Consider the following 21,700-nt stretch of genomic DNA (forward strand, 5'->3'; position numbering starts at 1 on the left):
CACATCAGATATTGAAATCGAGAAGGAAGGCCCAAAGTCTGGAAAAGATAATAAAAGCAGCCTCTGGATCACCGATTCATCAGCGAAGGAAAGAAGGACCTCCCTGGAGTTGCCCGCAGGGTCTTGGACAAGGCTGGAGTTGCAGCCTGCTACCGATGGAAATCTCCTTCTCCTATGCTGTTATCCAACAGGATCGATAGATACCATATTCAGCATCCCTGTGGAAAAAGGTTACATCTACAGAACATGGTATCAATCTGAGGCAGAAGGAAGTTATGAAATCTGGTATATTCTTGATGGATACGAAAGCAACACAGTCACATTTCATGTGATTCAGGGAATAGAAAAGACCCCATCAAGCCCGATCGGGTCTATTTCGATGCCTGCGGCCCGGTCGTTTGCACCATCCCGAAGTATCGGCTTCTCAGTTGGTGGGGCCAAGGACATCGGCAATTTCAGGGAGAACATAGAGGCTGGCTACCTGCCCCTGCCTACTGATGTGACATTCGAGGGTATAGCTTATGGATATTATTTCCAGACAGCCCAGGCCGGCGAGTGCAAGAAAATCTTCTGCCCATCCTACAGCTATGCCATATCAAAAGATCCTTTATCCGGGGAACTTCAGCACTACCTTTCTGTTGGCCTTAACTCTGGCATAACAGATTTTCACAGAAGCAAGTTGAATCTGGTTCTTGTGCTTGACCGCTCAGGTTCTATGAGGACAAACTTTGATCAATATTACTACGACCGCTTTGGAAACAAAAGGGAGGCAATGGGAAAGGTCGTAGATGTGACCAAGATGGAGATCGCCAGCCAAACAATAGTGAACCTTATAGAGCATCTGAAAGATGATGACCGCTTTGGGCTCCTCGTCTTTTCTGATAATGCATTGCTGGTGGAACCCATGATACCTGTGAAAGATAAAAACACAGAAAAGCTCGGTAAGAGAATCATGGAAATCGGGGCATACGGTGGCACCAATATGGAGGCAGGGATCAGGAAAGGGACTGAGCTCTTCTCCAGGGTTCGGGGGAAGGTTCCTGCAGGAAATAAGAAATCGGACCAGGAGCAGTACGCGGACAGGATAATCTTTCTAACTGATGCCATGCCCAATACAGGGGAGACAAAAGAAGAAGAGATGCTGAAAAGCTTCAGGGAGAATGCTGCCAACAGCATATATACAACCTTCATAGGTGTCGGGGTCGATTTCAACACAGAACTGGTAGAAAAAATGACCAGGATCCAGGGGGCTAATTATTACTCCATCCACTCTGCTGAGGAGTTCAGAAAGCGCATGGATGAGGAATTCGATTACATGGTCACGCCTCTGGTGTTCGATTTGCAGCTCTATCTGCATGCCTCAGGTTACAAAATCGAGAAGGTTTATGGATCTCCTGAAGCAGATGAAGCCACGGGGGAAATAATGAAGATCAGTACTCTATTCCCATCGAAGGTCGAGGAGAAAGAAATTAAAGGGGGAGTCGTGCTAATCAAGCTGAAAAAGATATCATCTGAGAGAAGTATGAGGCTAAAGGTTACATATAGGGACAAGGAGAATGCGCAGCATGTAGATGAAACCGAGGTGGAGACCACAGAAGAGGAATCCGAGTTCTATCAGGGACCTGGCGTTCGAAAGGCCATCCTCCTCTCAAGGTATGGCGATCTTCTCAAGAATTGGCTCATTGATGAGATAAAGGGGGCGAAGGGAAGAGAGAATGTTCAGCCAACTGTGACCCTGGAAACTGGCATAGTCGCGCCTGTGAAATTGGGGAAATGGGAACGCCAATCTATTCCCCTGCATGTCACAGATCAATACAAGAATATTTTTGAATTGTTCAGGGCCTACTTTGAGAAAGAGATGGAGGCCTTAGGGGATGAAGCCCTGAAACAGGAGCTGGCAGTTCTGGGGAAGCTCGCTGGAGATTAATTTTAGCATTTTGACAAATACTCACTATTCAAAGCAGTTTTGCTGTAACCTGACACTAACTCAGAGATCTCACCCATTGGCTATTGCCGTTGTCCGTCCCCGTTACCCTCGTGTCAGGTAATTTCGCGTGTACCGCGTTGGGGTTGTCTGTACGGTCATCGATTTGGCGTTGCCGTTCTCCCGCAAGGACCTATCAACACGATTTTCCAGATTTCGTAGGTCTGGAAGCTTATAATTGATTTTTAAGTATATAGGCTTATTGTCCAGCAAATCTGATCTCGCGCTATGCGCTGAAATAGAGTTTGAGTTTTACGCCCTTAACATCTTCATAATGTCGTGTTTTGTAACAACACCTATAACCTTCCCCATTTCCAATACCAGGACGGCGGGATTCTTCTCAAGTATCCTTGAAACCGTATTGGCATCTGTTGTTGGAGAGATCGTAGGAAAAGAGTCACCCATGATGTTTCGGACAAAAAGGTGTGACACTTTCCTGAGGTCGTGGTCTGTCATTGAGCGGACTATCTGATCAGATGATATACTCCCGACAGGAACACCATTGTCGATCACAGGCATCTGTGAAAAACTGTGTTCTTCCATGATCCTGGCAGCTTCCTCGACTGAACGATCTGAACTTGTATGAATAACAGAAGGATGCATAATTTTCCTGACATCGATCTTTTCTTTACGTGCTTCATCAAAAACATTGAATATTTTATGAAGCGTTGAAAGCCTGGGATCAACATCTCCCGATTCTATGCGGGCAATAAGAGGCTGGCTTACTCCTGCACGCGAAGCGAGTAGATGCTGGGTCAGGTTTAGTTCAAGCCTCAATTTCTTTATATCATCTGGAGTTGGAAGAAACATTATATTACTATGGGTAATAAGTGGTATATTAGGATTACTATTGATATCATAATTAGTATCCTACGATTTCAGACTCTAATAATTAATTTAATTCATTCGGGTGGGCGAGAAGATCATCGAAATAGAGCTTCCTGTTGGTTCTGGACATATAGAGGCGAACCCACCAGATAGTTGTCAGTGGCGAGATAATAATTAATGAAATTAAAAAGCTGATATACGGCCATATCATTAAGATTATCGGGATTTGTCCCATTATCTGATCAATTATAATGAAAACCAGTGTTATAACCAAAATAAATACGAATAATAGAAATACCTCACCCTTATTCTTTTTAAAAAATGATAGGCCAGTCGCCAGGCTTTCTAATGGCCCCAGATTATCCGCGACAAGGGCGAATCTGAAAACAGCCAACAAAATGCTTAAGATTATTAAATATAAGATCCATAATAAAAACCCACCTGCAAGTAATGCAAAGGCTCCCATATTTTCTGAAGTTAACATTTTAGAAATATCAATATTCATTGCTCCAGGCACAATGAAAATTATGCCCACAAGTGAAAGTAAGCTGAAAAGTAATTCTGCAAGGAACATATTTACAAGGTTCTTTTTCCCTGAATCCATCATTGCGGACAAGTTGGATTTTCCTGATTCAGTAGCCTGTATTGCCATTCCGATCGCCCCTGAAATAAAATATGCCTGGATAAACAAAACAGATAGGACAATTATCAAACCTATGATAGCGATTTCCATTATATTCTGTCCAATAAGTGGAAGCAGAATGGAAACAACTTCTTCAGGGCTTTTGGTATTCCCAATGTTCGATAAAGATGAACCAAAAATACCTGCAAATCCGAAACTTGCCAAAAGTACCACCAGCAGGATCGAAATAAAAAAATTGAGAATAAAAGGTATGCAGATATTAAGATTTTTTGTATATGTCTCAAAGCCGTTACTGATGATTTTTCCGATATCTTCCACCATATTCATTTATCCTTATCAGTTTTACTCAACTTCTTAGTTAAATATTCCTGACAATACTTTAACTATTTCTCATTCCAGATAAAATGACCCTCCCGGCTATGGCCGGGAATTTAATATCACTTTGGCTCTTCTTTCTTTTCTTCCTTTTCCATTTCTTTATCCATCTTGTAATCGTCATAACCCATCCATGCAACGATCAAACCCACAAAGAGAAGGACAAGGCCAATAGTAGCTTTCAATAGATCAAGAAGGTTCTGCCAATATCCGAGATATCCATATATTGAAGGGCCTGTATACCATATAATGCCAATGATCAAAATTACTATACCTATCAACATCTTAATTATATTATTTACCAGAGACATAATTTCACCCTGTTTACATTGTTTTATCTCATATTAAAGTTTTTTTATGAACTATAACTAAAAAACTATATACCCCAACCAACATCTAAGCATCGTGCAGGGCTCGTGGTCTAGTCGGCTATGATATCGCCTTTACATGGCGGGGATCCGGAGTTCGAATCTCCGCGGGCCCATATTATTTTTATGTGTAAGTAATGGAACAATTATATTATCTTAAAAAAAGATAATCACATCGTTGAGGTGCAGGGGTAGAGGAAGCCCCTGATTTATAATCAAGGGAGGAATCGTACCCCGCCTTCAAATAACTATATATACAGATTGAACATTTATATCAATATGAACAGCATTGCTAAAACACATTGGTACAACGAGAATACCCAATCTCCAATATGTGAATCGGCGGGAAATAGTTTTCAATTTGCTGACATTCCAGTAGATGTAACCTGTAAAAAATATTTAGAATTATTAATGGAAAATCGTGGGTTTGTATTAAAACATACTGGATATTTGATATGAAACAAACGCTTGTGGTTAAACTGGATACAAACAAGGAACAGCATAGTGCTATTCTTGAAACCATGCACAGGTTTAACGAAGCGTGTAATTATATTGCCGATATTGCTTTTGAACTGAAAACCGCAAACAAGAGGGAACTTCAAAAGGTTGTCTATTATGATGTCAGGGATAAATTTAAACTTTCTGCACAGCTTACCATAAGGGCTATTGCTAAGGTTTGTGAATCCTATAAACGGGATAAAACCATCAAACCGACATTCAAGCCTACCGGAGCTATCGTTTATGATCAAAGAATCCTGTCCTTCCGAAAGCTGGAAGCCATATCTATCCTTACCAACAGTGGAAGGCTGGCTGTTCCTATCCGTATGGGAGAATATCAAAAGGTTAGACTGGACAGAATCAGGGGTCAGGCTGACCTTATTCTCAGAAATGGAATATTCTACCTTATGGTTGTGGTTGAAGCCCCCGAAGCCTCCAAAGTTGATGCTGTTGGAACTCTTGGGGTTGATTTGGGAATCGTGTATCTTGCTACTGATAATGACGGGGAAACTTTCAGTGGTAAGCAGGTTGATAAGGTAAGAGAGAAAAACGCAGCTCTGCGAACTGACCTGCAAGAAGCTAACACCCCATCCGCAATGCGGCATCTCAAACGACTTTCCGATAGGGAAGCCCGTTTCCATCGTGACATTAATCATATCATTTCCAGGAAGATCGTGGCTAAAGCCAAAGACACAAGACAGGCGATAGCTCTTGAAGACCTCAAGGGTATTCGCAAGTCTGTAACGGTAAGAAGGACTCAGAGAAGCCGTCTTCATTCCTGGGCGTTCTGTCAGTTGAGAAGTTTCATTGAATATAAGGCCACTATTGCTGGTATTCCTGTTGTTCTTGTGAATCCAAGGGGAACTTCTCATATCTGTCCTGAATGTGGACATAACGAAAGAGCGAATAGACCAAATCGAGATACATTCAGATGTGTTCAGTGTGGTTTCTCTGGCAATGCTGATCATATAGCAGCGATTAATATCGCTGCAAGAGCCGTTGAAGTCAATCAGCGGATAGTAGCATGTAATGAAGTCAAAGCCATAACAGGAATTGAGATGGAGCATAGTTACAAGCCCCCGGTTTCAACCGGTGGTAATTGACTTATGGTCTCACCGAAAAAATGTATTCTCTGTAATAATTCCACTTTTTATCCCATAACATTTACAAAAGATTACAAAAGGCTGGGTAAACGAAGTTATTTCCGCTGCCATGAATGTGATCTAATCTTTGTACCTGATGAATTCCATCTTTCACCCAAAGATGAAGAAGAGCGATATTTGCTTCATAATAATACGCTTTCAAACAAAGGGTATGTGAATATGTTCCTGGAAAAAATAAAACTTATACAGCAATATTGTCCGGGCATAAGTTTGATACTTGATTACGGGTGTGGTGATGAACCTGTCCTGACTGAGTTACTGCAACGAGAGGCATATGATTGTGACGGCTATGACCTTTATTTCCATCCTGAGTTTCCAGTAAGATCATATGACCTGGTCATCTCTACAGAGGTTTTCGAACATTTCAGGGACGTCAGGAATGAGTTGACAAAAATACGTTCACTTCTAAAACAGGGAGGATTTCTTGCGGTAATGACATCACTTCATGATCCAGTAGATTTTGAAAATTGGTGGTACCACAGCGATCCGACACATATTTGTTTTTTCAGCACGAAAACGTTTGATTGGATCTCAAAGCAATTTGGATTTAAGATAATTTATTCTAATCAAAAAAATTTTATAATATTAAAATTAAAATAAATTTATTATAACATCTTTATATATTATAAAGATTCCAAAAAATTAAGACATAAGCTTTACTGGCGCTATAGACTTAAAGTAGATGAGGTGGGTATGTTATTGCTTTCCTCCCCATCTGCTCAGCATTATTATTGCGACAACACATATAATTGTTACAATCACAGCCGTGACAACAAAAAGTCCCCATTGACTCCAGGTTCCGCCTGTAGTAGTTAGAGGGATCCCGCCTGTAGCGAACGCTGAGAGTACAACCTGAGTCCAGACCATACCAATAACTATTCCAAATGCAGTACCCAAAGACGTTCCCATAGTCTTCCTGATTTCACTTTTACTCAACTCAACCATATTCCAACCTCAATTATTAGATGTATATAATTCTATATAAAGTAATTGTTTTCTTCAACATCAACCGCTTCAGTCTGTATTTTTCAAAAAATTAACGAAAATAATTAATTTTTTATTTTTCTCATAACGATCCCTTCCGCCACCTTGGGAAGGAAAAGCGTTGACTTCTGCGGGAAATTCTTTCCTTCTATAAATGCCTTTCTTTCAACGTCTTTTATTGAGAATGGATTTAAAAGAAAAGCAACTTTATATTCCTTTGAGTCCACTTTTGTTATGGCCTGCTCAGGACTTGCGTTAAAAGATACATCCTCTACAGGTTTTCCCTGTATGAAGGGATTGATCAGCCATTCATGAAGAACAATAAGATCCAGGCCAACAATCTCTTTTTTTTCTCTTGAAAGGTCATGCACAGCTTTTTCATCAGCTCTGAGGATTCTGAATTTTTTTCCATCGTACATGCCAAGCTTAATATCAAATTCACTTCTGCGTTTCCTGAGCCGGGAATAGAATTCCTCGTCGTTGGTATCGCTTTCCAAGTCTATTGAAAAATTCTCCCGTATTTTTTGTGCAAGTTCCTGTTCATTGAAATTGCGCACTGCCCTGTGCCATGGTAAAAGTAAAAGAGCCCTGTCCCCTCCTTCCATCATCATCATCATCGTATATTCAATACCGTCCCTTTCCCTCAGGAGATTTGAAGCTGTATACCTGTGGTGCCCGTCAAGTATGAGAAGCTTCAGTCCTTTTGTCAACTTCTTGATCTTCCGGATGAATTTTTCATCGGTTATCTCCCATAAAAAATGACGGCTGCCATTCAGGGTAACATCAACAACAGGAGGCTTACCCGGATCCGGCACAAAATCCGGGCGCTTAAAACCCAGGTATTCCTCGAAAAGGTTGTTCAAATCATGACCTGGCATGCTGTATTCAGCAGCGATCGGTGAAAAATTCATCATACTTCCTTTCATCAACCTGTAGCGTTCATTTGAATTTACTTCAAAAATATTCTCATGCCCCACGATATTTCCCTTCCCGAGTTCTTCAACTTTAACAAGTGATACAAGACCAAAAACAAAATACAGGCTTTTCCTGTCTTTTTCAGGAAGAAGGGGTAGTATCTCAGGGGTAAGAGAATACATAATCCCATAAATATAAAAAGCAGGTGTTTCTCTTTCTACGAGTACCTTTGATCTGGTGAAACGATCGAGTTCTTTTGTTGCATATTCAATAAATTCATCCCTATCCATGTCCTTCCTTCTGGTTGTAACATGGATTATGTTATTTTTCTCATGTGCGAATTTCTGGTAATTTGCAGCATCTATAGTATCATAAACCGGACAGATGAGTTTATCTATCTGCATCCGGGGATTAAGTATTGTTGCTTTAAAAGGCCGAATTTCTACCATTAGTGAGCATCCTTAAAGGTCTTTTTTTCGGTTCTCAAAGGTCAATATAGAACATGAATGTTTCGAGACTGTATTCAATGCCATTTGCGATTAGGTTTTTTTAAGGCTTCACGGTTGCAGCGATCTTACCCTGCCTGAAAATCCTTATTGTACCGCCGCTTTGTGAAATTACCACTCCTATTGAATCAGTCCTCTGGGTTATGGCTGCTACTGAAGAGTGGCGCGTGCCAAGACCTTTTTGCAGTTTTACCATTCCCGTATCTATAGTAATGTAACGGCCTGCAGATTCAACAACTCCATCTCCTGTTATCACAAAGACCCCATCCAGTTGTGCAAATTCTTTGATATTATCGCGTATATCCGGGTCTGTTATCAATTTTTCCTCTCTTTTATACCCCTGGAAAGGATTCATTATAAGCTGCCGGGATTTTGCCATGACGTTTTCCGAATCTCCCAACAGGAAAGCCGTACCAATGGAACGGCCTTCTCTTCCTTCTGTACTTATTTCAAGTGCAATTCTAATTACCGCCTCAAAGACCTTCTCATTTACCCCTGTTCCCTTTAATAACTCTGTTATATCATTTTGTGAGCTTTCATTTACCCGGGGTTTTTTGACTTCAATGGAGCCTAAATTACTTTGAAGCAAAGCTAAGCGGTTCTGATAATAACTTATAAGGCTCCTGATAACACTTATTTCACTAAAGTCATCGGTAATTTCAGCCGCATTCTTGAATCTTGCAATTGCCCTGATATATAATTCCCTGGCCAGCTCAAGATCACCTCTGTCATGTGCGCTTTCAGCCCTTTTTACAATATTTCGTCCATCATCGAGAAGAACGTTTTTGCCCAATTCAGATCACTTTAGTATCCATTCGATAATTTCGAGATGATAAGCGTTCTAATAATATAAGGCTAAAGGTCAAAATGAAAAAATACATTATTTATTATGAAATCAATTTCTGATAATTCTCAAACCCGATCTCAAAACCTGCCAATTAGTGATAAACTTTGCCAGATGTGGTAATATTTGAATTGGTGTGATGGCAGCTTCTGCTTTTACATCCCATTCCATGACCGGCCTTGTGAAGTCAGGATTCCAATTGATTGTATAGACTGTACAGGGCGCCCGCAAAGGAAAGAAGATCGAATGCAGGAATCCTGTTATAATGCCAGTATAGGCAGGGTCTTCCAACCCAAATGTGATATCGATATTAAGATATTTTATTCTGAAGGAATAAATTAAATCTTTAAAAAGTCGTAATAGTGGTCCTGAAAGATGAAAGATATCCTTTAAATGCCTTGATTTCTTTACTTTCGTCGATTTTTCTGTTTCTTTAGGCTCAGGGATTTTTTCTTTATTTATCAATCCACCTCCAGCTACCCGTCTTCCCAAAACAAGAATTTCTGTTTTCTTATCTTTTAATGTATATCTGAACAGGAACATTATCCAGCCAATGCTCAAAAATCCATCTATTTTTCCTCCTGCCCTTGCTGAATTGACACTGATATTCATCGGGGATAGCAGCATCGCCACTGCAATAACAGAAAGAATAATTATTATTGCACCGATCATCAAACACTTTTTAGGTTATGCTTTCCTGTGATTCTTAATCGTTGCACTCTTCTTTCATTGATTTACATTTTTCCATTATCTGTGGGATTATTTCAGATACCCGTTCGATCACACCTTTCTCTTTGATAGCGAATAATTGTACTTCTTCCTTTGATACTACAAGAAAAGCAATCGGCTGGACACAGGCTCCTGCGCCTCCTCCACTTCCTGAACCCTGGTCGCCTGATTTCCCTTTCCCTTCGCCAACACCGCTCCCAAATCCGAAACTTACTTTAGTAATGGGTATGATTGTGCGGCCTTCTATTATTATATGCTCACCGATAACGGTCTTTGTGGAAATCATATTGGCGATTTTTTCAGTTAAGACTTTAAGTGTTTCATCTAAATTCATCTGGTACACTCTCCAATTTATTAATTTTCTTTGTTTCTACTTAAAGCTAACCGGATAGGAGGCTTAAGGCTTGCTTTGCAATCCACAGACTTGCTATCGAATGTTTCATTCAAGTTCAAACTTGATAGTACACTCGCCCACTATCCCGGGCTTATCAACGCCTCTGGTGATAACGTTCCTTCCGATCTTCTTAACAGCCGCATATTTTGCTGCCTGGACTATAGGACATGCTGTTGCCATGCCTTCTCTCCTGAGGATCTCATTACCGTGACAAATTGCACATCCTTTGATATCAAGAGTATAATTATTTTCATCGCAGTTGACTTTCACATGTTTTGCGAATTCCAGATCCTTCTTGAGATAATCCTCAAAACTCTTTGCAAATTCATCGTTGCTTTTCAGGTCTCCTGCTTTATCTGCCCAGTTATCGGCAAATATTGAACCCACTTTTGCATTTACTTTTTTGGCATCCTCGCCAAGTGCTTTTATCACAGTGCTGTGATATTGTTTAAAGAAATTCAGACTTGTTGTCATGTTACCTCCGATTTTATGACTGTTTTGACAAAACTATACATAACCATAATCCGATATAAAGATTATGGTATTTCGGTAACCCGGTATTTTCAGGATCAAAAGTGTGACACCTTTTTCACACCTTTAGTTAATATATTGTTCATTCAAAGTGTTGTTTAAAATATCAGGCTTAATTGAATACATTTGATCATGCGATTCGATATGAATAATCCGGGAATTAACATAAAAGGGGCTTTGAAACACCTCCTGAAGTTAATATTGATAATAGTAACAGTTTTGTCCACTGGATATCTAATTGAAAATAGCCAATATATCCATGGGATTTTCAGTCCTTTTGATCTTTTAATCGAGTTCTTTTTTGTTTTTGTATCCTTATCCATTTTTGCTATGACATGGTTTGCATACAGCCAGAACCAGAATGATCATACGCTTTTCATGGGAGCCACTTTTTTAATAATAGGGATTTTTGAACTATTTCATATACTTTCTTACCCTTTCATACCTGATTTTTTTACCCCGAACTCAATCCAGAAAGCAAGGATTTTCAGTGATGTTGTCCAGGTAATTATCGCACCATTATTCCTGATAAGCGCATACCTGTTCAAGGATACTCTCAGGTTGCTCAACAGGAATATTCTTCTTATTTCGGCAGTTATCTTATCAATATTGCCATTTATAACAATGTATTATCTAAGGTTCCTGTTAAATGAATATCCGAAAATATATTCTTCCGAAGGCGGACCATCTGAATTAAGGGTATCATTGATCCTGTCAAGCATATTAATAACATTATATGCAAGTTACCTGTATGCAAAAAGACTTCAACTAAATAAAGATAAGGATATTATCAATCTCATTTATGGGTTTAATATCATAGTATTTAGCTACCTTATAATGAATATATTAGAATTTCCAGGGATCTTATTAAAAGGCGCAGGTTTCTATTTTGCATATCTTGCACTTCATCAATCGTATATAGAATTACCATATAAAAAATTAATGATAGCTGAAGAATCATTAAAAGTATCAAAGGAAGAAGCTGAGCGTGCAAACCAGATAAAATCCGAATTCCTGTCAACGATGAGCCATGAACTTCGCACACCTTTGAATTCCATAATTGGCTTTTCTGACTTGCTGAAACAAAAAATAACGGGGGATCTAAATGAGAAACAGGAACATTATATTGATAATATAGTCAAGAGCAGTAAACACCTTCTTGACCTGATCAACGATATTCTTGACCTGAGCAAGATAGAAGCGGGAAAAATAAATTTGAATGTTGAAAAAATTTCTTTATCCCCAATAATAAATGATACTACAGAACTTATAAAAGCTACAGCCGCAAAACATAATATTGCCTTGAAGAAAGAATTTGATCCCCGGATCGAATTCATTGAAGCTGATAAACAGAATTTTAAACAGATACTTTTCAACCTGCTAAGCAATGCAGTCAAATTCAGCAAGGCTGAAGGCGGGACTATAGTCATAACTACAAGGAAATATGGTGAAATGGTGCAAATTTCAGTATCAGACAGTGGTATTGGCATCAGGAAAGAAGATCTGGACAAACTCTTCAATAAGTTCCAGCAGATCGATTCCGGCACTTCCAGGAAATATGGTGGTACAGGCCTTGGTCTTGCTATTTCAAAGCAACTTGTGGAATTACACGGAGGCAGGATATGGGCCGAGAGTAAATACGGGCAGGGGAGTACTTTTATTTTTCAATTACCGCTAACAGTAAAAAAGAAGGTTGGGAATTAAATGGCACAAATGGCACAAATGAAAGTACTCATTGTAGAAGATAATCCTCTAAATATGGAACTTGTGATTGAGATTCTCAAATCATCAGGATTTTTCGTATCAGGGGCAATTAATGGGGAAGAAGCGATAAAAATGATTGAAAATGAATATGAACACTATGATTTGATCCTGATGGATATAGAGCTCCCCGGGATGGATGGCATATCTGCCATAAAGATCATAAAAAGCAAGCCCGGATATAATAATGTACCAAATATTGCTTTGACTGCTTTTGCTATGAAAGGGGACCGGGAAAAATTCCTGGCAGCAGGGTTTGATGATTATATAGCAAAACCAATTGATGTACCAGGTTTCATTAAAAAAATGCAGAAATATAAACAATCCTGATATGGAATTATATGTGATTTTTTAGGAGGTATTAAATGGTAAATCAAGATAATAGGGCAAAAGTCCTTGTGGTTGATGATGAACCTGCAAATGTAGAGCTTATTTTTGGCTATCTTGAAAATCATTATGACCTGATACCGGCATACAGCGGAAAAGAAGCTCTGGAAAAAGTGATCTCTGATAAACCTGATATTATCCTCCTGGATATTAAGATGCCCCGGATCAATGGATATGAAGTTTGTGAAAAAATAAAACAACAGGATTCTACAAGGTTCATTCCAGTAATAATGGTCACGGCATTGTCTGAAGTGGAAGATAAGATCAAGGCTATAGAAACCGGAGCCGACGACTTTCTTTCTAAACCGGTTAACGTGCTGGAGCTCCGTACCCGCGTAAAATCACTTCTGAAGATAAAGAATTATCATGATGAACTTATCAGGGCCAAGGAACAAATTGAGGCCCAAAATGATTTCAAAACTATTATGACAGACACACTTCCTCTTATTCTCCGGAGTATTCCCCCTGGAAAAATGACTGAAGTAATGACCCTTATGAGTGAACAGGTAGAAGATATTATCTGGGAAAAATATATTCATGAGATCCCCACAGAGAGCATACAAACAGCAAATATCACTTGCAGTATTTTGAATAAAATGGGCGGGAACTTTTCAGTAAAAGAAGTAAGTGAAAAAGGATACATCATAATAAATGATAAATGTCCATGGGGAGAAAATGGATTAAATCCGGTACTTTGCATGATGACAAAAGCGATCTTTGCCAGGATCGGTGTTCATATATATAAAGATATAAATGTAGATATTAAAAAAACCATAGCTGGAGGCGATGATTGTTGCCTGGTAGAATTATTTATGAGAGCCTGACCTGCAATTCAGGGATTGAATTTATTAACAATTAAAACATAATATAAATATAACATGATCATGGAACGAATACATACTGGAATTACAGGGCTTGATGAAATGATAGGGGGAGGATATCCTAAAGGCCGCACTATGTTAATTCTCGGGATGACAGGGTCTGGCAAAACCATACTGGGCTTGAGTTTTATTCATAAAGCCTGCACAGAAGGGCGAAAATCCCTTATAATCGCTAGCGAGGAATTGCCAGGAGATATTATTGCCCAGTCAGAATCGGTTGGTATGGATCTTGAGGAATTCAACAAAAATGGTTTACTGGCAATAGATAAAGTCTATGAAGAACGAACAGTGTATGCTAAGGAATTATTAGCTTACGAAATAACAGATACGGATAAACTGCAATCCAATATTATCGGGTTATTGGAAAGAATACCCAAAGATGTCGAGAGTGTTTTGATTGACAACATAGGTGTTTTTACACTTAATATGTCTGCAAATGAATTCAGGGCACAGATCGACTCATTGGTTGCGGGATTAATGAAAAGAAATATAACAGCCTTACTGATAATGGACCTGTCAGCGGACAACCGCACAGAAAGCATTGCTTCATATTCTGTTTATGGGGTTCTGCGGACTTCAATCAAGGATAATCCCTTTACAGGAGCAAGAGAACGCCTGTTCGAAATCCTGAAGATACGGAATACCAAAATCTCCTTAGCCCCCATCAGATTTGAAATTACTTCCAAAGGTATAGAATTTTTACAGAAATGAACTGGTAAGATCAATGACAAATAAATTATTACCTACAGGGCTTCCAACTCTCGATAAAGAACTGGACGGCGGCTTGCTTGCGGGTTCTTTAGTATATCTTACGGCCGATTCTATGACTATGGGAGAGATTTTCTTATACCAGTTCATCCAGCAAAGACCAAGCTTTTATGTAAATACCGAACGTAAACCTGAATATATATTAAATGATTTAAAACAATTCGGGTTTGATGTATCCGGTATAAAATTCATAGATATACATGAGAAATATCACGAAAATGTAAGCAAATTGCTGGACAGGGGAGAACTCAGGGATTACAGGATCATGGATTTTTTTATTAAACAGCTTGAAATTATCGAAGCTAAGGAAATAAATCTTATTGTTGATACTATAACATTTTTTCAGCATCTTGAAATAAAAAGGAACAAAACCAGGGAAATTATAGATAAACTTTATGATACTGTGAAACGAACAGAAGGGCTCGGATTCCTTTATGGGATCAAAAATGAGAAACGTTCTTTTATTGAAAATGAAGTAATAAATATCTGCGATGCGGTATTTGATATTTCACTTATTAAAAAAGCAGATAAAACAACTACTGAATTGACAATACCAAAAGCAAGAAACCGCCCGATACATGGAAATGTGCTTAAGTTCAAAATAGAGGGCGGAATTATAATGGATACCTCAAGAGAGATAGCATGAATAGACTGAAAAACAGGTATCAGACCTTCCTCAGCACCCCGATCTTTGGCTCGTAGCATCTTCCTTCATCCATAAGCTCTTTTAAGCATAATTCCACACTTTCTGCATTTATCCCTGCTTTCCCGGCAGTTTCAATGACTTTTAAAAAGGACGTGCCTTTCCCGGTATCAAGTTCATCGATTATGGTTGCAAGTATCTCTTTTGGCTTCAATCCAGGTGGTTCTTCTCTGGTATCGGATCTGGCAGGAATTTGTATATCTTCAATCGTTTCATTAATAGTTTCATTAATAGTTTCATTAATAGCTTCATTATTTTCTTCAATACCCATTTCCTCTAAATTTTGTTCATGGGTTTTGAATTCATCTATATTTTTGGGGACATCCTGTTCTTTTGTTAATTCCGGTTTTTGGGGCGGCTTTATGATCCCGCTATCAGATGCAACCGTATCAACTGCATGAATAAGCATTTTTTTAAGTTCCAGTATGGTTTTATCCAGGTTTTTATAATGCTTGATTGCAAGTATCACACCATTGAGAAGTGCGATGTTTGTCACTTTCTTAGAAAGAAATTCCTGCAATTCATTTCCCGAAAATCCCGACTTTAAAGCGTCTTCGATAATGTTGATGCGCTCCAGTGTTCTTTCTGCTGTTTCCAGCACCCACCTGTCCCTTTGCTTTTCATCAGAAGCATTTATTTCTTCAGGCCGCACAGATAAATAAACGGTGCCGTCTTCAGGTTCATATTTCCTGGCTTTGCCTACAAGTGCAACATAAGCGGGAACATGCAGGTCAGAAAAAAATATGGCGGCTTCTGGCTGGTACTGGCTGGCATATACAGTAAATACCCCTGTGGGATCGGCTATGCGCGCGCGCCAGAGATTATTATCCTTGCCGATATTTTCAACCTCAGTGACAACCCCGACAATAAAGAGCCGGTTGCATCTAACACCAGTCGGCGTAATTATATAATTTGGAGCCCGTTCATCGCCTTCACTGACATACAGGTTTGACATGTTGAATTCATGTGCGAAAATGCGCCACGCTATTTCCCTGTCCATTATTTTTTCTGTTTTTTCCATTTTAACCTGTGATCCTCCCGATGAGCTTTTGTGCTTGTTCCTGTATCGTTTGCGCAGGTTCCCAGGCATCGCTTGCTACGAGTGTGATCCCGAACTCACCTTTAGACATATTTCCTCTTGCAGCGAACCTTCTCCCCAGAATTTTCCTTTTAATATCATCTTCCACTGCTCTCTGGGACATATTTATTCTTGCGATCTTTTGAGCTTCTTCGATGTTAAGTCCGCATATCTTCTGGGTAAGCCTTGAATCAAGAACCAGCGTGAGTGCACCGGTTCCATCATCAATTATGGCTTTGATACGCATATCGCTCTTCTCATGGACTTTTTCGTGTACCCTGCACATGCCTTTCTGTATCACACGCGAACATTCGGAGCATCTGGCTATCAATCCCGAACCAGGCCTGATGGAAAGTATATTACCTTCGATCATTATATCATAAGCCCCGTCTTTCATGATCAAGTCCCCGATCTTTAATCCTTCTTTTTCCATGTATTCAATCTTATTTCCAAGCTTTGTTACAATGGTTGATTCATTGATGTTCAAGGTGGGAACACCCCGGAATGACCTTACATAAGCGTTTTTTACATCAATTGAATTGCCCACTTCAAGCGCCGGTGACAATACCCAGGCTGTGACCGGGAGTTTTGTATCCTCATCTGCCGCAATTGCGCCAAGTATCTTTTTTGAGCCATCCTTTGTATTGATTTCATGGATATCAATATTGAGGATAATGAATTGTGTATGAACATTTATATCCCCATCCCTCAGCTCTGCAAGTTTTTTAAGCTTGCAGTCCTCCATAACCTGGATTTTAGTGGTAAGCTTTGTGACTTTCGATCTGGGGCCAAAATTTATCTCAGGCCGTTCCTGCCAGTTCCTGACATAAGCCTGTGTGACTGAGATCACATCACCCGGATTGAGGTTAAAATCAGACCAGGCTGTGAAACTTCGTGATGATGTCTCATCGCAGATAACCCCGGAAAAAAGGATTTTTTCAGAATTTTTAATAGTGACAGTCTTCCTGGTTATTTCAACGACCTGTCCGGTTATCTCGATATTGTGTTCTCCTATCTGGATATCTTTTAGTTTTCTGACAGTACTTTTTTCAGATCCTCCGTATTTTTTTATCAGGCTTCGTTTTGCTTCATTTAATGGTACCCTGTATTCGAGCAGTTTTTTTAAATCCGCAATTATATTACTGTCTTCTATTTCGTTATCAAGCGCCCTTTTTATTTCTTCAACATGAGGCGCAAATTCAATCTGCATAAAGACTCCTTCCAATTAATGGGATACGGGTTATAGGATAATATAAGATAAAAAACCATCGCAGAACAATTTATCACCATTTATCACCATCCAGCTATTTGAGGATGAATTATGGAGTCTGTATATTTCTATGAAGAGGATGTCAGTAAAGATGTTTCAAAAATATTAGAGGATGATTTTTTTAAGCGCCTGGGGTACACGGTAAGGGAATGCAGCCTTCTGGGTTCCGAGCGCAAGGGATATTTTCTGTATATAAAGGCAAATTCAGAAGATATCGACCGTGCAGAAAAGAAATTTGAGGGAATCGGACTTAAAAAACTCATTGGAGAAGAGCTAAAAATAGTCACAGCCGCTTTCATAGCTGAGGAAGAGAATGCCGCCAGTGGGATGGGAATGATTTTCGGTTAAGCTTGCAGTTAAGATATATTTATATAGAAAGATAACATAAAAAGCATAATCGGAGGTACGATATGAGGCTGAGTAAACAAAGTTTAGTTCTGGCGACAATAGTCCCCTTAATATTTGGAATAGTAATACTGTGGAATTTCAAGAGTGCCATTGATATATTAGCACCATTGGGTCAATCCACAGCAAAAATCTATGATCAACTTATTTATATAGGTATTTTTGCATTCCTTGCACTTGCAGTGTACTGGAGCGTAATGGTTTACCTGATATATCTGTTACAGGAAAACCTGTCAACCCTTGATTCAAATCTTGATAAGGCTGCAGATATCGGAGCAAAGCACCTTTCAGATTCAAAGAACCTGTTGAACCAGGTTATAAATATCTTGAAGAGATACGAAACAAGTCAGTAATATGCGCAAAGCATATTACTGATTTATTTTCTCATTTTTTAACAAATAAAAAAGTATAAACACATTTCTCTATCTTGCGGCTGAATTTTATTCTGGAAATGTTTATCTGTGATAAAGCATACACGATATCATCACGATTAAACATTTGGAAATAATACGGTAAAATATATGTTAAGTGGTGTATAATGGTAGAAACAAGATTCTTAGAACTCGTGAATGCAACACTCGGATTGTCAATTCTTTTGATCACGTTTGTTCTGCTAAGAGATTTCAGGAGGCAGTTGCAAAGTAGAGATAATAAATTCAGGATACCTCTTATATTGCTGTCCACAGGCATAATGGTCTTTTCGGTCAGGGAATTTATCAAATACGGATTGACGCAAGGACGTGAAACGGTTCTTGACGAATTACTTGAAACCCTATACCTGTTGTTAACCCTGGGAGCTTTCTTTTACCTCCTGAGGATAAAGGAATTACCCTCAGACAAGATCATACCTAAATAGGCTTAGTGAACGCCTTCATTAGTTTGTCAAGCGTTGTAATTTCTTCTTTTGAAAGGGATATCCTGGCGTCGATGTTTTTGAACTCCGGGATCCCTTTTCCCCGGGTTTCATCTGACACAAGCGAGTTTGACCATGGGCTGTTAACCATGAAAGCCAATCCGCCAGGCTCATCTCTTTTAGATTCCTTTGCTTGAACCACAATGCTTGCAAAATTATTGGATATTTTTACCCTGTCCCCGGACTTTATACCCATTTTTTGCATATCGGTCTTACTCATAGATATTGCAGCAGAAAGCTTTTTGTATTCCTCCCCAAACCTGTCGCTCTCAAGCGCTTCAGCGTGGAAGATATCGCGATATGTGATGATCTTGATATCATATTCCGGGCTTTTAAGGAATTTTCCAAAATCCATATCCATATAAATTAAACCGCCTCCATCAATCGTTTCATGATCTCTTCATCAGTCAAATATTCACTTTCGATGATCTTTGATAATCCAATTACTTTTCCATCCATCCTTACCGCTGTCCCTGCCGATTCCAGTCCTGATGTAGCGCAGGGGATTGTTACTGCGGCAATTTTTGATGTCATGGTTACGCAGGGATCGATACAGATCACCGGTATTGATGCAAGTCGTGACAGTACAGGGCCGGGAAGACTTGAAACAGGATCAGAACCCACAACAACGATTGCATCCGCTGTTTTTTCATTAAGTGACTCCATAATTGAATATTTGATATCGTGAACCGCTTTTCCATTAAACTTTACTTTATTGACAAAACCTGTCTCTTTGAACATAGTTTCATTAAAGCCACGCATATTATAATGGCCAACCATAGGCATTATATTAAAATTAGGCAGTTTTTGTGTAAGTGCGGTCAATACGTCAAAATCATCTTTTATTGAATATGTAAGTCCGATACCCACAAAAATCGCCCCGAATCCGGCTTTTTTCAAAATGCCTGCAAGCTCAAGCATTTTTTTCGTGTCATACGCAGGTACTTTTCCGGATAGCGCTTCGATCAATGCCAGAATAAATTCCCGGTCTCCTTTTGGGGATATCCTGTAAAAATGTCCTTTGCAGATCTTTGCAGTATTTGATTCCCTTACATCTATGGCTATTGCTATCCTGTCTTCCTCATATCCGCGCTGTCGTAATTCTCCCCGCGGGAAATATGAGAACCTCGAAAGATGGCGGGGCTGTGAGTCCTGGGCATCAGATCCCCAGTAAACAAGTACATCGGCTTTGTTCCTTATATCATCAAGCGAGCATGTCCTGAACTTTTGCGCAAGCACCCTTTCGATAAGAATTCCCTGGCAAAATGAGGAGGTATCATCCAAAATTCCATTTATTTTTTTGGCAAATTGAATTCCTTTTACCTGGGCTTCACATGTTGAGTTATCCAATCCAAAAAGCATAGGCGCTTTTGAATTACGGATGATTTGCGCGGCTTTCTTTATGGAACTTTCAATATCGGTGGGTTTTTGATCTATGGAAGGAACAAGCCTGTTTGAACAACCTTTCATTCTTGCTGCGCCGCGCCTGCATGCGTTCTTTATCTCTTTTATCCTGTTATTCTCGACAATTGCTTCAATGTCATCACATAACAGCGCGCATCCTGTGCATGTAACCATATAAACCTCCTATACAAACTTATACAAACTCTATTGCGCCTGTTGGGCACGGGTCTATGCATGCATAACACAAAACCTTATTTTTCCCAAAGCGTCGGCATTCTTTGATATTTGAAGCCAGTACTTTTCCATCAACTACTTTGAAGATCACCTTATTATTTGTAGGAGCACAGCCCATACCTGCGCCATGCGGATCATTTGCTACGTCTACAGGGCATGCCACAACACAATTTCCACAACCTGTACATAATTCAGAATGCACAATCATTCCTGTTTCCTCAGCTCCGGCAGCTGGTAAAAGAAGTGATTCAAGTTTCTCTTTTTGCTTTTTGAAATTTGCTTCAAGAAGAGGTGTACATTCTGCCACGTTCTTTTTTCTTCCTAACATTGCAACCGCAAACGCCATGCAGGTGGATTCCCCGCATTTCTTGCAGTTGGTTCTGGGTAAGAGCTGGTATAGCTCCATAACTGTAACCATGACTGGTGAATTGATTCTAATAAGGGATATAATTTATGGAAATATTGTTTGTTATTCAAACGTGCTAAGTTTATCAATATCAGGTTTGGTTAGCCTGAATTCAGTGCTCCATCCTCCAGTAAGATCATTCGCCTGCGAAGGGTCATCAGCAATATAAATCCGGGTAGTATAAAAATCACTGGTCGTGCCGTACCAATTACCGCCGAAATAAACATCCTTTTCAAATATTACAACCCGGGGTACCGTGGATTCTATGAAATAATAGTCGACGCCCTTTACTGTCCAATTCAGGTACCTGTCGGTATCTCCTGCATCCTTGACACGGACCGCCAGCCATGCATGTTCCCTGTTTGGCGCAACGATTATTTTCGATGGGATCCTGTATTTTGTCCTTATATAGTCCCACATGAATGTGGTCATCCTTGAGCAGTCAAATTCGTTTGTTTCATAAAGCTTATCCCAGCCCTTTTCATTAAAATCCTTAAGATCACGTGAAATGTTATCTATCAGGAGATTTTCAGATATTCCAGGAGTTGGAGTGAGTGTGGGAGTCTGGATTTTGTCGTATTGAGGCTTATAAATAGTACTGGCAGGTTGCTCTTTATCCCCGGAAGGATCATTTACATTTACGGGTCTGCCGATACAACCTGAAAGCATGATTATTGCCAGTATTACACCAGTAATAACGATAGTATTTTTCATCCCTGCTTCACTAA

27 protein-coding genes and 1 tRNA gene are annotated in these 21,700 nt (G+C 39.5%); 13 read left to right on the plus strand and 15 right to left on the minus strand.

From position 1 onward, the window contains the following. Nucleotides 1-109 precede the first annotated feature (109 nt). Nucleotides 110-1,927, plus strand: coding sequence for a VWA domain-containing protein (locus tag CL181_RS13275; RefSeq protein ID WP_141398911.1), 1,818 nt, complete (start codon nt 110-112; stop codon nt 1,925-1,927). A 309-nt stretch (nt 1,928-2,236) separates the two neighbouring features. Here the strand turns inward: CL181_RS13275 and CL181_RS13280 are convergent, their stop codons facing one another. The 3 genes from CL181_RS13280 to CL181_RS13290 form a co-directional block, all read right to left on the minus strand. Further along, nucleotides 2,237-2,794, minus strand: coding sequence for a CBS domain-containing protein (locus CL181_RS13280; protein ID WP_097299795.1), 558 nt, complete (start codon nt 2,792-2,794; stop codon nt 2,237-2,239). 82 nt (nt 2,795-2,876) lie between these two features. Further along, on the minus strand, nt 2,877-3,776 hold the full coding sequence (locus CL181_RS13285; RefSeq protein WP_141398912.1) for a hypothetical protein: 900 nt from the start codon (nt 3,774-3,776) through the stop codon (nt 2,877-2,879). Between the two features lie 116 nt (nt 3,777-3,892). Next, a complete protein-coding gene (locus CL181_RS13290; RefSeq protein ID WP_097299797.1) occupies nt 3,893-4,141 on the minus strand; it encodes a hypothetical protein in 249 nt (82 codons plus the stop codon). Nucleotides 4,142-4,240: 99 nt separating this feature from the next. On the opposite strand from CL181_RS13290, the gene CL181_RS13295 reads away from it, so the two are divergent. The 4 genes from CL181_RS13295 (at nt 4,241) to CL181_RS13310 (ending at nt 6,459) form a co-directional block, all read left to right on the plus strand. Then, a tRNA-Val gene (locus CL181_RS13295) sits at nt 4,241-4,314 on the plus strand. Nucleotides 4,315-4,477: 163 nt separating this feature from the next. Continuing rightward, entirely contained in the window at nt 4,478-4,657 is a 180-nt protein-coding gene (locus tag CL181_RS13300; RefSeq protein WP_097299798.1) for a hypothetical protein, read from the plus strand. After that, nucleotides 4,654-5,799 (plus strand): RNA-guided endonuclease TnpB family protein, encoded by a 1,146-nt coding sequence (locus tag CL181_RS13305; protein WP_097299799.1) that lies wholly within the window; start codon nt 4,654-4,656, stop codon nt 5,797-5,799. The genes CL181_RS13300 and CL181_RS13305 overlap by 4 nt, the downstream gene beginning before the upstream one ends. Before the next feature lie 3 nt (nt 5,800-5,802). Continuing rightward, nucleotides 5,803-6,459 carry a class I SAM-dependent methyltransferase gene (locus tag CL181_RS13310; protein ID WP_097299800.1) on the plus strand — a complete coding sequence of 219 codons (657 nt, stop codon included), beginning with the start codon at nt 5,803-5,805 and terminating at the stop codon, nt 6,457-6,459. Between the two features lie 96 nt (nt 6,460-6,555). Here the strand turns inward: CL181_RS13310 and CL181_RS13315 are convergent, their stop codons facing one another. From CL181_RS13315 to CL181_RS13340, 6 genes are all read right to left on the minus strand, one after another. Continuing rightward, a complete protein-coding gene (locus tag CL181_RS13315) occupies nt 6,556-6,804 on the minus strand; it encodes a DUF5654 family protein (protein WP_097299801.1) in 249 nt (82 codons plus the stop codon). Between the two features lie 104 nt (nt 6,805-6,908). Then, nucleotides 6,909-8,207, minus strand: coding sequence for a DUF1015 family protein (locus CL181_RS13320; protein WP_097299802.1), 1,299 nt, complete (start codon nt 8,205-8,207; stop codon nt 6,909-6,911). A 100-nt stretch (nt 8,208-8,307) separates the two neighbouring features. Continuing rightward, nucleotides 8,308-9,057: a diadenylate cyclase gene (locus tag CL181_RS13325; RefSeq protein WP_097299803.1), complete on the minus strand. Its 750-nt coding sequence runs from the start codon at nt 9,055-9,057 to the stop codon at nt 8,308-8,310. 102 nt (nt 9,058-9,159) lie between these two features. Then, a complete protein-coding gene (locus CL181_RS13330; protein ID WP_097299804.1) occupies nt 9,160-9,780 on the minus strand; it encodes a DUF2953 domain-containing protein in 621 nt (206 codons plus the stop codon). 34 nt (nt 9,781-9,814) lie between these two features. Further along, complete coding sequence (locus tag CL181_RS13335) at nt 9,815-10,171, minus strand: GerW family sporulation protein (protein ID WP_097299805.1); 357 nt, start codon at nt 10,169-10,171, stop codon at nt 9,815-9,817. Nucleotides 10,172-10,276: 105 nt separating this feature from the next. Beyond that, the gene (locus CL181_RS13340) at nt 10,277-10,705 is read right to left on the minus strand and encodes a hypothetical protein (protein ID WP_097299806.1); all 429 of its coding nucleotides are present in this window, start codon (nt 10,703-10,705) and stop codon (nt 10,277-10,279) included. Between the two features lie 201 nt (nt 10,706-10,906). Between CL181_RS13340 and CL181_RS13345 the strand changes: the two genes are divergently transcribed. Genes CL181_RS13345 through CL181_RS13365 form a run of 5 tightly spaced genes read left to right on the plus strand, consistent with a single transcriptional unit; the run spans nt 10,907 to nt 15,205 of the window. Then, the gene (locus CL181_RS13345) at nt 10,907-12,466 is read left to right on the plus strand and encodes an ATP-binding protein (protein WP_176505224.1); all 1,560 of its coding nucleotides are present in this window, start codon (nt 10,907-10,909) and stop codon (nt 12,464-12,466) included. Next, nucleotides 12,467-12,853 (plus strand): response regulator, encoded by a 387-nt coding sequence (locus CL181_RS13350; protein ID WP_255251571.1) that lies wholly within the window; start codon nt 12,467-12,469, stop codon nt 12,851-12,853. A gap of 35 nt (nt 12,854-12,888) precedes the next feature. Continuing rightward, nucleotides 12,889-13,734, plus strand: coding sequence for a response regulator (locus CL181_RS13355; protein ID WP_097299808.1), 846 nt, complete (start codon nt 12,889-12,891; stop codon nt 13,732-13,734). A gap of 60 nt (nt 13,735-13,794) precedes the next feature. Further along, nucleotides 13,795-14,502 carry an ATPase domain-containing protein gene (locus tag CL181_RS13360; RefSeq protein WP_176505225.1) on the plus strand — a complete coding sequence of 236 codons (708 nt, stop codon included), beginning with the start codon at nt 13,795-13,797 and terminating at the stop codon, nt 14,500-14,502. A 13-nt stretch (nt 14,503-14,515) separates the two neighbouring features. Continuing rightward, complete coding sequence (locus tag CL181_RS13365; protein WP_097299810.1) at nt 14,516-15,205, plus strand: ATPase domain-containing protein; 690 nt, start codon at nt 14,516-14,518, stop codon at nt 15,203-15,205. 19 nt (nt 15,206-15,224) lie between these two features. Here the strand turns inward: CL181_RS13365 and CL181_RS13370 are convergent, their stop codons facing one another. After that, the gene (locus CL181_RS13370) at nt 15,225-16,283 is read right to left on the minus strand and encodes a DNA-binding protein (protein ID WP_097299811.1); all 1,059 of its coding nucleotides are present in this window, start codon (nt 16,281-16,283) and stop codon (nt 15,225-15,227) included. Between the two features lies 1 nt (nt 16,284). Further along, nucleotides 16,285-17,550 (minus strand): hypothetical protein, encoded by a 1,266-nt coding sequence (locus CL181_RS13375; protein WP_097299812.1) that lies wholly within the window; start codon nt 17,548-17,550, stop codon nt 16,285-16,287. A 111-nt stretch (nt 17,551-17,661) separates the two neighbouring features. Here CL181_RS13375 and CL181_RS13380 point away from each other — a divergent pair, with 111 nt between their 5' ends. The 3 genes from CL181_RS13380 to CL181_RS13390 all read left to right on the plus strand — a co-directional run bounded on the left by CL181_RS13380 (nt 17,662) and on the right by CL181_RS13390 (nt 18,871). Continuing rightward, the gene (locus CL181_RS13380) at nt 17,662-17,958 is read left to right on the plus strand and encodes a hypothetical protein (RefSeq protein ID WP_097299813.1); all 297 of its coding nucleotides are present in this window, start codon (nt 17,662-17,664) and stop codon (nt 17,956-17,958) included. A 62-nt stretch (nt 17,959-18,020) separates the two neighbouring features. After that, a complete protein-coding gene (locus tag CL181_RS13385) occupies nt 18,021-18,368 on the plus strand; it encodes a hypothetical protein (protein WP_097299814.1) in 348 nt (115 codons plus the stop codon). A 185-nt stretch (nt 18,369-18,553) separates the two neighbouring features. After that, entirely contained in the window at nt 18,554-18,871 is a 318-nt protein-coding gene (locus CL181_RS13390) for a hypothetical protein (RefSeq protein WP_097299815.1), read from the plus strand. On the opposite strand, the gene CL181_RS13395 is transcribed toward CL181_RS13390, so the two are convergent. Genes CL181_RS13395 through CL181_RS13410 form a run of 4 tightly spaced genes read right to left on the minus strand, consistent with a single transcriptional unit; the run spans nt 18,864 to nt 21,686 of the window. Next, nucleotides 18,864-19,289: a molybdopterin dinucleotide binding domain-containing protein gene (locus CL181_RS13395; protein ID WP_255251572.1), complete on the minus strand. Its 426-nt coding sequence runs from the start codon at nt 19,287-19,289 to the stop codon at nt 18,864-18,866. The genes CL181_RS13390 and CL181_RS13395 overlap by 8 nt on opposite strands. A gap of 5 nt (nt 19,290-19,294) precedes the next feature. Beyond that, nucleotides 19,295-20,506 (minus strand): formylmethanofuran dehydrogenase subunit B, encoded by a 1,212-nt coding sequence (locus tag CL181_RS13400; RefSeq protein ID WP_097299816.1) that lies wholly within the window; start codon nt 20,504-20,506, stop codon nt 19,295-19,297. Nucleotides 20,507-20,525: 19 nt separating this feature from the next. Then, on the minus strand, nt 20,526-20,984 hold the full coding sequence (locus CL181_RS13405) for a (Fe-S)-binding protein (RefSeq protein WP_097299817.1): 459 nt from the start codon (nt 20,982-20,984) through the stop codon (nt 20,526-20,528). A gap of 51 nt (nt 20,985-21,035) precedes the next feature. Continuing rightward, a complete protein-coding gene (locus CL181_RS13410; RefSeq protein WP_097299818.1) occupies nt 21,036-21,686 on the minus strand; it encodes a hypothetical protein in 651 nt (216 codons plus the stop codon). Nucleotides 21,687-21,700: the final 14 nt, after the last annotated feature.

Origin of the sequence: Candidatus Methanoperedens sp. BLZ2 (genome assembly GCF_002487355.1) — an archaeon.
In the GTDB taxonomy this organism is placed as follows: Archaea; Halobacteriota; Methanosarcinia; order Methanosarcinales; family Methanoperedenaceae; genus Methanoperedens.

Coding starts and splice junctions, on each gene's coding strand:
- CL181_RS13360 (WP_176505225.1), top strand. CDS start 13,795: ATGGAACGAATACATACTGGAATTACAGGGCTTGATGAAATGATAGGG.
- CL181_RS13390 (WP_097299815.1), top strand. CDS start 18,554: ATGGTAGAAACAAGATTCTTAGAACTCGTGAATGCAACACTCGGATTG.
- CL181_RS13300 (WP_097299798.1), top strand. CDS start 4,478: ATGAACAGCATTGCTAAAACACATTGGTACAACGAGAATACCCAATCT.
- CL181_RS13285 (WP_141398912.1), bottom strand. CDS start 3,776: ATGGTGGAAGATATCGGAAAAATCATCAGTAACGGCTTTGAGACATAT.
- CL181_RS13310 (WP_097299800.1), top strand. CDS start 5,803: ATGGTCTCACCGAAAAAATGTATTCTCTGTAATAATTCCACTTTTTAT.
- CL181_RS13350 (WP_255251571.1), top strand. CDS start 12,467: ATGGCACAAATGGCACAAATGAAAGTACTCATTGTAGAAGATAATCCT.
- CL181_RS13315 (WP_097299801.1), bottom strand. CDS start 6,804: ATGGTTGAGTTGAGTAAAAGTGAAATCAGGAAGACTATGGGAACGTCT.
- CL181_RS13380 (WP_097299813.1), top strand. CDS start 17,662: ATGGAGTCTGTATATTTCTATGAAGAGGATGTCAGTAAAGATGTTTCA.
- CL181_RS13305 (WP_097299799.1), top strand. CDS start 4,654: ATGAAACAAACGCTTGTGGTTAAACTGGATACAAACAAGGAACAGCAT.
- CL181_RS13320 (WP_097299802.1), bottom strand. CDS start 8,207: ATGGTAGAAATTCGGCCTTTTAAAGCAACAATACTTAATCCCCGGATG.
- CL181_RS13410 (WP_097299818.1), bottom strand. CDS start 21,686: ATGAAAAATACTATCGTTATTACTGGTGTAATACTGGCAATAATCATG.
- CL181_RS13365 (WP_097299810.1), top strand. CDS start 14,516: ATGACAAATAAATTATTACCTACAGGGCTTCCAACTCTCGATAAAGAA.
- CL181_RS13290 (WP_097299797.1), bottom strand. CDS start 4,141: ATGTCTCTGGTAAATAATATAATTAAGATGTTGATAGGTATAGTAATT.
- CL181_RS13395 (WP_255251572.1), bottom strand. CDS start 19,289: ATGGATATGGATTTTGGAAAATTCCTTAAAAGCCCGGAATATGATATC.
- CL181_RS13385 (WP_097299814.1), top strand. CDS start 18,021: ATGAGGCTGAGTAAACAAAGTTTAGTTCTGGCGACAATAGTCCCCTTA.
- CL181_RS13340 (WP_097299806.1), bottom strand. CDS start 10,705: ATGACAACAAGTCTGAATTTCTTTAAACAATATCACAGCACTGTGATA.
- CL181_RS13370 (WP_097299811.1), bottom strand. CDS start 16,283: ATGGAAAAAACAGAAAAAATAATGGACAGGGAAATAGCGTGGCGCATT.
- CL181_RS13345 (WP_176505224.1), top strand. CDS start 10,907: ATGAATAATCCGGGAATTAACATAAAAGGGGCTTTGAAACACCTCCTG.
- CL181_RS13280 (WP_097299795.1), bottom strand. CDS start 2,794: ATGTTTCTTCCAACTCCAGATGATATAAAGAAATTGAGGCTTGAACTA.
- CL181_RS13400 (WP_097299816.1), bottom strand. CDS start 20,506: ATGGTTACATGCACAGGATGCGCGCTGTTATGTGATGACATTGAAGCA.
- CL181_RS13375 (WP_097299812.1), bottom strand. CDS start 17,550: ATGCAGATTGAATTTGCGCCTCATGTTGAAGAAATAAAAAGGGCGCTT.
- CL181_RS13330 (WP_097299804.1), bottom strand. CDS start 9,780: ATGATCGGTGCAATAATAATTATTCTTTCTGTTATTGCAGTGGCGATG.
- CL181_RS13335 (WP_097299805.1), bottom strand. CDS start 10,171: ATGAATTTAGATGAAACACTTAAAGTCTTAACTGAAAAAATCGCCAAT.
- CL181_RS13355 (WP_097299808.1), top strand. CDS start 12,889: ATGGTAAATCAAGATAATAGGGCAAAAGTCCTTGTGGTTGATGATGAA.
- CL181_RS13405 (WP_097299817.1), bottom strand. CDS start 20,984: ATGGTTACAGTTATGGAGCTATACCAGCTCTTACCCAGAACCAACTGC.